General features: G+C 59.4%; 10 protein-coding genes. 7 read left to right on the top strand and 3 right to left on the bottom strand.

The window, feature by feature from the left end; translation table 11 throughout:
* The first annotated feature begins 269 nt into the window (after positions 1 to 269).
* From ACSVIE_RS20710 to ACSVIE_RS20680, 7 genes are all read left to right on the top strand, one after another.
* Positions 270 to 929 (top strand): FadR/GntR family transcriptional regulator, encoded by a 660-nt coding sequence (locus ACSVIE_RS20710; protein ID WP_442425102.1) that lies wholly within the window; start codon positions 270 to 272, stop codon positions 927 to 929.
* Between the two features lie 321 nt (positions 930 to 1,250).
* Complete coding sequence (locus ACSVIE_RS20705) at positions 1,251 to 2,270, top strand: ABC transporter substrate-binding protein (protein WP_442425101.1); 1,020 nt, start codon at positions 1,251 to 1,253, stop codon at positions 2,268 to 2,270.
* A gap of 97 nt (positions 2,271 to 2,367) precedes the next feature.
* Positions 2,368 to 3,336 carry a FecCD family ABC transporter permease gene (locus tag ACSVIE_RS20700; RefSeq protein WP_442425100.1) on the top strand — a complete coding sequence of 323 codons (969 nt, stop codon included), beginning with the start codon at positions 2,368 to 2,370 and terminating at the stop codon, positions 3,334 to 3,336.
* The gene (locus ACSVIE_RS20695) at positions 3,333 to 4,376 is read left to right on the top strand and encodes a FecCD family ABC transporter permease (protein ID WP_442425099.1); all 1,044 of its coding nucleotides are present in this window, start codon (positions 3,333 to 3,335) and stop codon (positions 4,374 to 4,376) included. Before ACSVIE_RS20700 ends, ACSVIE_RS20695 begins: the two co-directional genes overlap by 4 nt.
* Positions 4,377 to 4,466: 90 nt before the next feature.
* Positions 4,467 to 5,747: an MFS transporter gene (locus tag ACSVIE_RS20690; protein ID WP_442425098.1), complete on the top strand. Its 1,281-nt coding sequence runs from the start codon at positions 4,467 to 4,469 to the stop codon at positions 5,745 to 5,747.
* Between the two features lie 144 nt (positions 5,748 to 5,891).
* A complete protein-coding gene (locus tag ACSVIE_RS20685) occupies positions 5,892 to 6,611 on the top strand; it encodes a FadR/GntR family transcriptional regulator (RefSeq protein ID WP_442425097.1) in 720 nt (239 codons plus the stop codon).
* On the top strand, positions 6,611 to 7,498 hold the full coding sequence (locus tag ACSVIE_RS20680; RefSeq protein WP_442425103.1) for a helix-turn-helix domain-containing protein: 888 nt from the start codon (positions 6,611 to 6,613) through the stop codon (positions 7,496 to 7,498). Before ACSVIE_RS20685 ends, ACSVIE_RS20680 begins: the two co-directional genes overlap by 1 nt.
* Positions 7,499 to 7,850: 352 nt before the next feature.
* Here the strand turns inward: ACSVIE_RS20680 and ACSVIE_RS20675 are convergent, their stop codons facing one another.
* The 3 genes from ACSVIE_RS20675 to ACSVIE_RS20665 form a co-directional block, all read right to left on the bottom strand.
* Positions 7,851 to 10,160 (bottom strand): FdhF/YdeP family oxidoreductase, encoded by a 2,310-nt coding sequence (locus ACSVIE_RS20675; RefSeq protein ID WP_442425096.1) that lies wholly within the window; start codon positions 10,158 to 10,160, stop codon positions 7,851 to 7,853.
* 196 nt (positions 10,161 to 10,356) lie between these two features.
* Positions 10,357 to 10,557: a hypothetical protein gene (locus ACSVIE_RS20670; RefSeq protein WP_442425095.1), complete on the bottom strand. Its 201-nt coding sequence runs from the start codon at positions 10,555 to 10,557 to the stop codon at positions 10,357 to 10,359.
* Positions 10,558 to 10,624: 67 nt separating this feature from the next.
* Entirely contained in the window at positions 10,625 to 10,846 is a 222-nt protein-coding gene (locus ACSVIE_RS20665) for a hypothetical protein (RefSeq protein ID WP_442425094.1), read from the bottom strand.
* Positions 10,847 to 10,998: the final 152 nt, after the last annotated feature.

Here is a 10,998-nt window from a genome sequence, read left to right as displayed (position 1 = left end):
ATCACTCCCAGGAGTCCGAGTCCCTCCGGAAGTTGCGAGGTCACGTCACGTACCGTGTTTCGGTCCGGGTCGGCAAGTCCGACGCGGACATCGCCCGCATCCAGTGTGAAAGTAACGAATTTCATTGAAAACCAATCTGTACCAATGTAGACCAATACTTACCTTGTCGAGAGTAGCCCGTCCGCGCTCTGGTGGCAATACCGTTGTGAAAAGAGGAATTCTTGGACTGAGGCATTGGTATAGATTGGTCTTCTTGATAATCTGAGCGCGTGTTGGACTTCAGCAAGACCTTGCGCACAATGCTCCTCGACGGCCTTGCCGCCGGAACACTCGGTCCCGGCAGCAAAGTCCCAACCGAGCGCGAGCTGGTGAAGCAGCTGTCTACTTCCCGGAACTCCATTCGGCGTGCCCTCGCCCAACTGGAAAATGAGGGCCTGCTCATCCGGCATGTGGGCAGGGGGACTTTCCTCAGCGAAGCCGTCGCTACGGCATCGGCGTCGCCGTCAGACACCAGCCCAGCAACGATAATGCAAGCCAGGCTCGTCATTGAACCGCCTCTGGCGTCCGTGGCGGCAATGACAGCCACCTTGTCCGACCTTGAGCTCATCCGAGGTCACCTCATTGAGGGCGCCAGCGCTGACGGTTTTGAGGCATTCGAATCCAAGGATGCCGAGCTACATCGAGCCATTGCCGCGGCAAGCCGGAACGGTGTCATGGTACGAATGTTCGACGTCATGAACGCCGCTCGCGCCTTGCCGGTGTGGGGCGACCGCAAGCGACAGACGTCGACACCGGAACGGCGCCGTCTTTACCACCAGGATCACGTCGTAATCGTCGAGGCACTGCTCGGCAGGGATCCCGAAGGGGCAGAAGCGGCAATGCGAAATCATCTGCGGCGGGTAGCCGAGAATCTGGTCGGCGGTCCGTAGGGAGCCTGGCCGTCACGACCGCAGTACAAGCCGACATCCGGTCCCGTCACCCTCTCGCATGAAGCTAAACCCGCCCTCATCGTTCCTCCCGGGTGGGGCAGCAGCACCAGAGGCATGAATGCGCTCAAGAGGCTGTTTTCACCAGGCGAACACAGCCGGGCTCTTGGGCCGGATCTTCCAGTGGCAGAAACTACACCTGCATGAGAGCTCACACCAGAGTTTGTGCTCGGATTGTGCTAGCTATCGCCCGGATTGTCCTATCTGCGCGCATCAAGACTCCCTACGGTGGATAGGTAAGCTTTACCTAACTTTGGAGTCGATGTGTCTGTTTTCTCCCGTGTGCGCCTGTTCCGCCGCACAGCCTGTGTAGTGACCGCGTTGAGTTTGGTCGCCGCGGTGACGTCATGTTCGCCGGTCAGCAGCGGGGCGTCTGAGAGTTCGGACCCCGGCACCGGTGGATGGCCGTTGACGATGAAGCATCAGTTCGGTGAAACAACCATCTCGTCAAAGCCGGAGCGCATCGTGGTCACTGGAACCACAGATACGGATGTACTGTTGGCGCTTGGTGAGAAGCCTGTGGCGTTTCCCCAATGGATCAAGGAGTGGGAGCACGGGGTCGGACCGTGGTCCGTTGACGCGTTGGGAGACTCCAATCCGACACTCCTGCAATTCGGTGAGCTAGATTTCGAGGACATCGCTGCGGCAAATCCGGAACTCATTTTGGCGACCGGGACTCAATTGAGCGCAGAAGACTACGACAAACTCAATGGTCTGGCGCCTACCCTCGCTCCTGTAGCCGGTTATTCAGATGCCTATCTGGTGCCGTGGGATACCCGGGCTGTCCAGGTCGGTGAGGCAGTAGGGAAAAAGAACCAGGCTGAGCAATTGGTCTCTGAGGCGAAAGCGGGGTTCACCTCAGCAATGCAAGCGCACCCCGAGTGGCAGGGGCTGACTGCCGTGACTGTGATTTCCATGAATGGCCAGTTTGGCGTCTATGCCCCGACTGACAACAGGGGGCGTTTTATGGATGCTCTGGGGTTCAAAGCTACGGATTCCGCCAAGGACCTGGTAGGCGGGAAATTTTGGGCCGCGCTGAGCGAGGAGCGCTTGGATCTCCTCGACAGCGCCGATGTCATAGTCGTGCTGGAAGGCAACACCGCAGCACAGGAAGCCTTTGCGAAATCGAGTACCTTCCAACGCCTGGCGGCCGTAAGAGAGGGACGCATCGTTGAGGTGAAGGATCAAGACACCGTTATGGCAATGTCCGCCTCAACGGTGACTTCGATTCCCTACGCGTTGGAACGTCTGGTCCCTGCCATCGAAAAAGCCGTGAAGGACTAGTTGGGTGCCGTCCGAAGTCTGTCAGCAGAAGGCACCCGCTCACAGTCCGGTAGCCGATCGGCCTCGAAGCTCCGGCTTCCGGCCCCGAACCATCGTCATGCTGACGGCAGGGGTCTTTCTGCTGGTCTTGCTCTCCTCCGTAATGGTGGGGACGCTGTTTATACCGCCGGGTCAGGTTCTGGAGCTTCTGCTCCACTCGGGGCAGGGGTATGCCGCGGATGTAATCTGGCAGCTCAGGCTTCCGCGAACTCTCATTGGATTGGCTGTCGGGGCCGCCCTGGCTTTGGCCGGCAGCCTGATCCAGGCAGTTACAGGCAATCCTCTGGCGGAACCGGGCTTGCTGGGCGTCAATTCAGGAGCCGCTGTTGCCGTCGTTGTTGCCATAGGAGTTCTCCACATCAACGCTCCGGTTACCTATCTATGGCTGGCACTGGCGGGAGCCCTCGTAGCGTCCATCGGGGTTTCGATTCTCGGAGGAAGCCGCTCCCGTTCGGCCAATCCGGCACGGCTTCTTCTCGCGGGAGCAGCCGTCTCCGCTGCCATGGGGGCGGTCGTTTCAGCAATTTCCCTCTCGGACAGGGCAACCTACGAGCAGTTCCGTTACTGGGTAGTGGGAGCGTTGGGCTGGCCGTCCCTGGAGGTCTTGGGTGCAACTGGCCCCATACTGCTTCTCGGAATGGTGGTGGCCCTCCTTCTCGCAAGGCCCCTGGACACCTTGGCCCTTGGCGAGGACATCAGCCGTGGGCTCGGGATGCGCGTGGGAGCGGTACGCGCCGGGGTGCTGGTGGCGGTGACTCTTCTCTGTGGAGCGGCAACTGCAACGTGCGGCCCGGTTGGGTTTATCGGGTTGGCAACACCCCATATCGCCCGGGCTCTCCTTGGACCAAGCTACAGAAGAACGATTCCGTTTCAACTCATGTTGGGACCAATCCTGCTCCTTGGCGCGGATGTCATAGGGCGCGTCATTGCCATGCCGGCAGAGGTAGAGACTGGAATTGTCACTGCCTTCATCGGAGCACCCATCTTCTTGTTCATCCTCGCCCGCAGGAAAGTTGTCAATCTATGAGGTCCTCGGCGTTGACACGAACGCGTCCATCTCTGCCCAAACCGGGCTCCCGGCTGCGGCGTAGAATCTTGGCTGCAATTCTTGTGGCCGTAGTTCTGGTTTCGGTTCTGACGCTCCTCGGAGGGTTGGGCCATCCTCTACCGCTGGACAGGCTGGTGGCAGTTCTTGAAGGCAGCGGTACAACATCGGAAAAATACCTCGTCACCCAGATCCGGCTTCCCCGACTGGTCGTTGCCGTTCTCGTAGGGGCGTGCATGGGACTTGCCGGAGCGATCTTTCAGAATCTCACCCGCAATCCCTTGGGTAGTCCCGACGTCGTAGGCATCAACGACGGTGCTGCCACCGGAGCCCTTCTGGTGATTCTTGTTATGCACGCCGGTGAAACCGCCACCCCGCTCGGCGCACTTCTGGGCGGACTGGCCGCGGGGGCAGTGGTGTTTGTCCTTGCTGCACGACGGGGCGTCAAGCCAATGCGCTTAGTACTTGCCGGCATAGCCGTCGCCCCACTGCTCACGGCCTTCAACTCCTACCTCCTCATACGGGCCGACGTTGACAGCGCCGAAAATGCCTCCCGGTGGCTCGTGGGAAGCCTGGGTGGGGCCGAGTGGGGCAGGGTCTCCTACCTTGGCTTAAGCCTCGCGGTCTGTACCGCAGCGGTGTTGCTGCTGAAACGGTCCCTTGACAACCTCAGCCTGGGCGACGAGCTGGCTACTTCCCTGGGCGTGAGAATACTGCCCGTAAGGGTTACAGCAGGCCTTGCCGGCATCGTTCTCGCGGCAACAGCCACTGCGGCCAGTGGCCCCATCGGTTTTGTGTCGCTTACCGCACCGCACCTGGCCCGATGGATCCATCCAGGTGGATTCAGGCCCGTTACCAGTGCAGTGACCGGGGCTTCTATCCTCGTCGGCAGCGACTTCCTTGCAACCTATACATCCACCGCGATTCACCTGCCCGTGGGAGCGGTCACAGGTCTTCTTGGCGGAATCTACCTTGCCCTCTATCTCGGAATCAGTTCCCGCAGAGGCATCCAGGGGCACTGATCCGAGGCATCGACCCGATGCCTCGGATCCGAGTACAAACACAGAAAGTACGTCTTGAATAACGTAGCTACACCCCGCAGAAGTCATTTCGTGGATTTGCGTCCGCTGACCCAAAAACCGGAGTTCGGACGCCTATGGCTCGGATCTACGCTGGGAGGGCTTGGCGGCCAATTGACGGTCACGGCAGTCATGCTCCACATGTTCGACATCACCGGCAGTACGCTCGCCGTGGCCATGATCGCCGTTGCTGGTCTTCTCCCGATGATTGTCGCCGGACTTTATGGCGGAATGCTGTCCGATAGATTCGATCGCCGCAGTGTGGCCCTCTCAGCCGCCCTGGTGACTTGGGTCACGACGGTAGTTCTTGCCGTTGTTGCCTGGACTGGCAATGTCACCGAGTGGTGGCTTTATGCCCTGTCTATTGTCATTTCGGCCGCCAATTCCGTGGTTGGAACGAGTAAGTCGTCCATGACCCCACGACTGGTAGGGGATGACCTGATCTCAGCAGCTGCCGCGCTGAACGGAATATCAGTTGGCATCATGGTCATGGCCGGTCCTGCCGCCGGTGGCCTCTTGGTTGCTTTCGTGGGGTACCCGATGACCTACATGCTCGATGCTGTCCTAATGCTTTCATTGTTCCTCGGGCTGTGGACGCTGCCCCGTCTCCGCCCGGCGGGCTCTACGGGCACGCATCGAGCGGGCACCCTCGGTGACGGGCTGCGGTTCCTGAAAAGCGCCCCGAACCTGAGGACGCAGTTCCTTTTGGACATCGCTGCCATGGTCTTCGGGCATCCGACAGCGATATTGCCTGCAGTAGGTGTTTTTATCCTCGGAGGAGGCGCTATCACGACTGGGCTCCTCACAGCGGCGGTAGCTGTTGGCGCTTTCGCGTCGGGGTTGTTTTCCGGGCGTATCGGGGGATACCCACGCCATGGTCTGGGGATCGTCAGGTCTGTTCAAGCCTTCGGGGCAGCCACAGTCCTGTTTGGCCTGACACTTTTCGTTGCCCAGCTGGGATGGCTGCAGTCATCGCCCGTGGACGAAGCACACCCGAACGTCACTTTGTTGATCGTTGCGTGTTTCACGCTCATCCTCGCCGGCGCCGCCGACAATGTCAGTTCAATTTTTCGCACCACCATGTTGTTGCAGGCCACGCCTGACGCCTATCGGGGCCGCCTCCAAGGGGTCTTTACGGTAGTGGTGACAGGGGGTCCGCGCGTTGGGGCGTTGTATTACGGTGTGTTTGCATCGTTTGTCGCGCTTTGGGTCCCTGCAGTAGTTGGTGGGCTTGCCATCATCGGCATTGCCGCGGCAACGCTCAAGTATCTCCCGGCGTTTCGCCAATACGATTCCCGGGACCCGCGCCCCTAAGAAAACCTTGTCCGTAGCAGAGTCACCTAACTGGAGCGGACAGCACCATCTGGTGTCCTCAATGATTTGTCGTATTTTCTTCAAAGACTGAACTCCACTGGTACTATATAGAGCATCCCTTTGCCTGCTTGAGAGGAAACTGGAGTGGCGACACCGCTAGTTCCGCAGCGTTCGGCCCTTGTCCAGCAAGTCACCGCGATCTTGCAACGCAATATCGTCTCCGGGGCTTGGCCGGTTGGCAGTCGGCTGCCCCTGGAGGCTGATCTGCTGGCTCAGTATGGGGTGAGCCGTGTAACCCTCCGCCAAGCCGTGCAGTCCCTTGTCCATGTGGGGCTGCTGGAAACGATCCAAGGTAACGGAACCTTTGTCAGGGCAGTCAGCGAGGTCAATACAGTGCTGGCCCGCTTTGTGGCGGGAGAGGAGCTGAAAAACGTGTTGGAGGCCCGTCTCGCGATTGAGGTACAGGCGTCTGCGGTGGCCGCGGAAATGGCGACGGAAGAGGACCTGGTCGCGTTGGACGGTCTACTTGAGAAATCGAGAGAAGCTGCCGGGAGGGACGACGGGGACGCCTTGGCGCCGTTGTCGGCCGCGTTCCATCAAGCCGTCGTTGATGCGGCGCACAACCCTGTTTTGTCGCGTATCTACCGTGGTATTGAGGAAGGGATAGAACGTTCGGTTCGAGAAGCCTCTGCCCATCAACCCCTCACGTCATTCGTCGACGAGCATGATCTGGTCGTTGCGGCGATAAAGGATCGCGATCCTGCAGCCGCAGCCGCCGCCGCTCGGGCCCATCTTGAGGAAGTTATCAGCGGTCATGCCCGGGTAAGCGGGGCCGTAGCGGCTGTGGAATCCCGGCAAACTTGATGGGCGCATTTCATACGGTCACTCACCCAGAGGTTTTCTCCTCCTCCAAAGCGTTGGTGCATGTGGAGAACTCTTCGCACACGAGTGACCTTGCTATGCACGGACACGAATTCGCTGAAGTAGTAATCGTCCGCGATGGCCAAGCGATCCACACTACAGAGGCCGGCTCATTCGATATCCGCAAGGGGACCGTGGTGACCCTGGGACCCAATTCCTGGCACGCGTACCAAAACGAAAGCCGACTAAGGCTCTCGGTGCTGTACGTGTCAAAGTCGCTGTTGCAGCGGAGTGCCCCTGTCCCTCCTGAGGGGAGCACGCTCGGCGACGTTTGTGCATCAGGCGAAGTAACAGTACGGGATCTTGCCGCGGATGCCCAAGACTCTCTCGCACGGCTTGCTGATCGATTCAGCGCTGGAGTTGGCAAGACCGTTTTCGCAGAATTGGCCCTGTTCTACCAGGTTCTGGATGCCCTTTCACAGGTGAGACCCTCCGCGCGTTATAAATCCAATGTCCCGGAAAGTGCACCCTTTAGTGAGCCTGTCTCCGGACAGTCCTACAGTGACTTGATAGCCGAATCGATTCATCAATTGCGTCATGGATTGGATGAGGACTGGAACCTGGACCGCCTCGCGGCCCATGTTTCCATCTCTCCGGGACACCTGTCCCGGCTGTTTCGTCAGGAAACCGGAACTTCGCCCATGGCCTTCCTGAACCAGCTTCGAGCTGAGCGGATGGCTAGCATCTTGCGCTCGGGGACGACAGCAGTGGCGTCTGCAGGAAGGGCCGTTGGCTGGCCTGATCCTTCCTATGCATCCCGGAGATTCGCGGCCCACTGGGGCACCACACCATCGGCATACAGGCGGCGTACAGCTTACCGGGCTGCCTAAGGCGGGTCAAACCGCCGTTTCCCCTGATCGGCGTTCCAAACCCCGGATCCAAGAACCGTCTTCCTCCACAGGGCCGGATGACTGGCTCCCTGCCACTGGTTGGACACCGCGCGGTACTTGGACTGAGCATCGAATTTCGCTTGCGCTGGCCGGCAGTGTGTGATGATTTCCCCGGTCCCAAGCCTCGGAACCCAAGCCATGAGTCACAGACAAGGGGGACTGGGCCGCTTCGTGATGCGTCCCAGTCCCTCTGATGAAGCCGCTCTTCAGGTGAAATGCGCGGCCAGATCCTGTCCGCTGGTCTTCGTGCCATCCTCCGCCAACCACGCGGCGTTCAATCTCAGGTACAGGACTAACCCTTACCTTCACGCGCTTCAAAGCGTACGAACATGGCTTTGAAGCCCGGAGTGTTGGACACGCGCGCGACGTTTTCTTTATGGACGAGGGCATTCGCTTCTGGGAAGTAGGCGGCCGCGCAGCCCTTTGCCGTGGGATACGCGACCAGTCGGAAGCTATCGGCACGGCGGTCGACGCCTTGGAAAGTGCTCACAACGTCGACCAGGTCCCGGTCCCGGAAGCCCTGTTCGGCCAAGTCGTCGGGATGGATGAGAATCACCCGACGGCCATCCGAGATACCCCGGTACCGGTCATCCAGCCCATAGAAGGTTGTGTTGTATTGGTCGTGGCTGCGAATGGTCTGTAGCACAAGGTGCCCCTTGGGAGGAACGAGGTATTCCAGAGGGCTGACGGTGAAGCGGCCGCGGCCAATGTCGGTTGCGAAGGACCGAGTATCTCTTGGAGGATTGGGTAGTACGAACCCGTTCTTCGTCCGGATGCGGGTGTTGAAGTCCTCGAAGCCGGGCAGTACACGGGCGATGTGGTCGCGGATGACGTCGTAGTCCTCGGCCATGGCGCGCCAGTCCACGGAGTGGTCCGGGCCGAAAGTTGCCTCGGCCATGCGAGCCACGATCACGGGTTCGGCGAGGAGGTGCTCGGAGACGGGCGTTAGACGTCCCTGGGTGGAATGGACCACAGACATTGAGTCCTCCACAGACAGGAATTGAGCGCCTTTAGGGTGCTTATCGTCTTTGTCCGTCCTACCCAGTGTTGGCAGGATGAGGGAGGTGCGGCCGTGAACCACATGAGACCGGTTTGGTTTGGTGGAGATGTGTACTGTAAGCCCGATCCGCTGCATGCCTGCTTCCAGGGTCTCAGTGTCGGAACACGCCAAGGAGAAGTTGCCGCCCATGGATACAAAGACGTCCACGTCGTTGCGTTCAAAGGCTTCCATTGATTCAACCGCATCGTAGCCATGATGGCGAGGCGAGGTGATACCGAACTCATCGTCGATCGCGGTGAGGAGCGATTCGTTGGGTTTTTCCCAGATGCCCATGGTCCGGTCGCCTTGGACGTTTGAGTGCCCCCGGACGGGGCAGGCACCTGCGCCCGGTTTGCCGAAGTTGCCTTGCAACAGGAGCACGTTGACCATTTCCTTGATGGTGTCCACGGAGTGCGGCTGCTGCGTGACACCCAGTGCCCAGCAGAAGATCGTCGCTTTGGACTCGACCAGCATCCGTGAGACCTGCTCGATCTGTGCGCGGGTGAGCCCTGTAGCCTGTTCCGTTTCTTCCCAGTCGAGGGTGGCGCGGGCGTCGCGATAGGCATCGAATCCGTCCGTTTGCTCTGCGATGAAAATGTGGTCGACGACCGAACCTGGGACCTTGTTTTCGGCCCTCAGGAGCAGGTGGCCAAGGGCTTGGAAGAGCGCTAAGTCACCGCCGACCTTGATCTGCAGATACTCGTCGGCCAACGGGGTACCTCCGCCGACAACCCCTGATAGCGTCTGCGGATCACGGAAATTAAAAAGGCCAGCCTCCGGCAAGGGGTTGACCGCCACCACCTTTCCTCCCTTGTCCTTGCACTCCTTCAGCGCGGACAGCATGCGGGGATGGTTGGTGCCGGGGTTCTGGCCGACCACGAAGATCAGCTCAGCGTCATGGATGTCATCCAGCGAGACTGTGCCCTTACCGATACCGATGGTTGGATTAAGCGCCGAGCCGGAGGACTCATGGCACATGTTTGAACAGTCCGGCAGGTTGTTCGTGCCCAGTGAGCGGGCAAAAAGTTGGTAAAGGAAAGCCGTTTCGTTGGCAGTGCGGCCGGATGTGTAGAAAACGCAACGGTCCGGCGTCGATGCCCGGATGTGCTCACCGATGAGCTCGAACGCGTCATTCCAGGAGATTGGCGAGTAGTGCGTCTCACCTTCTCGGATGAGCACAGGCTCACTGAGGCGGCCTTGATTGCCCAGCCAGTATTCCGTCTTCGTAGCCAACTCCGCGATGGAGTGGTTCGCCCAGAACTCAGCTCCCACGGTGCGCAGAGTGTTTTCTTCGGCCACAGCCTTGGCACCGTTCTCGCAAAACTCCGCTGCCTTACGTTTCTTGTCCGACTCCGGCCAGGCACAGCCGGGGCAGTCAAAACCTCCACGTTGGTTCAGGCGCAGCAGTGACTGTGCGGTGCGGCTGACTCCGGCCTGGGCGACGGCGCGTTCCAGTGCCACCATGACGGCCTTGACACCGGCAGCCTCGGTCTTGGGTTTGTGGACCTGAAGGTTTTCCTCGTTGATGTCCGCCACAGGGGCGGGCTGCTTCCCAAATTTCACTTAGTACCTTTCGTTGGATGACATAGGGTAGTCAGCTAGTCGATGGCCGTCCCTACTGCTTCGCATGAGGATCAAACTCCGCACAGATTTTGCGTGGGGTCTGCGTCTCGTGACTCGATTTCGCATGTCGGGAGAGGAACACGTGGAGCCAGTCTTAGGGTGGGTCCAGTTTGCTGAGGCAGTTGGGAACTATCCGTCAGTTGATTTTGCAGATTGTGTGCTCATCCAGATCTATGAGTTTGCGCTCTCCCAGCTCAGCGTAGATCCAGAATTTGCCCTGGAGAGCTGCGACTTCGTCCACGGCGCCTGTAAAGTATTCGCCGGTGTACTTGCTCATCGCCGTGACTGTGTCACCGGAGCAGAGCATGTAGAGAAGATCCTTTTCGTATGCTGTCATCTGCTGATCTGCGTTACTCAGCCCGAACCCATGGGCGACGGGTCCGAATGCCTGGCCTATGAATAGCTCAGGCATAAGCTCGGACGCGGTCGTTCTCGTGAATCGTCCGGAATGGAACGCTGGAACTAAGTGCCACGGTGAGCTCCGTGAAGGAGTGCCGCGTAATAAGCACGCCGTGACGACCGCTTGCCTCTGCTTGGACCACTGCGCTGGCTACGACTTCGTCGAGAGCACGGTCCATGTCCAACTTCGAGCGCACGTTGATCTGGGCTACAACATGATTTGTCACAAAGTTCTCCATCTCGGATTCTGCGGTCCGAATGCATTGGGATCGGCGAACCAGGGCTGTCGCGTCGTCTTGCGACTGTTTGGTGGCTGTCGCCGGTCTGGGTTTTATTGGTGGGTGAGTTGGGGTTCGGGTGTGGTGGTGGGGGTGTAGCG

This window comes from Paenarthrobacter sp. NCHU4564 (assembly GCF_052156435.1).
Classification (GTDB): Bacteria; Actinomycetota; Actinomycetes; order Actinomycetales; family Micrococcaceae; genus Arthrobacter.
This window is presented reverse-complemented; position numbering and strand designations above follow the sequence as displayed.

Bases quoted from the DNA above. Each gene is read 5' to 3' on its own strand.
- ACSVIE_RS20700 (WP_442425100.1), top strand. From the start codon at position 2,368: ATGCTGACGGCAGGGGTCTTTCTGCTGGTCTTGCTCTCCTCCGTAATG.
- ACSVIE_RS20695 (WP_442425099.1), top strand. From the start codon at position 3,333: ATGAGGTCCTCGGCGTTGACACGAACGCGTCCATCTCTGCCCAAACCG.
- ACSVIE_RS20680 (WP_442425103.1), top strand. From the start codon at position 6,611: ATGGGCGCATTTCATACGGTCACTCACCCAGAGGTTTTCTCCTCCTCC.
- ACSVIE_RS20670 (WP_442425095.1), bottom strand. From the start codon at position 10,557: ATGACAGCATACGAAAAGGATCTTCTCTACATGCTCTGCTCCGGTGAC.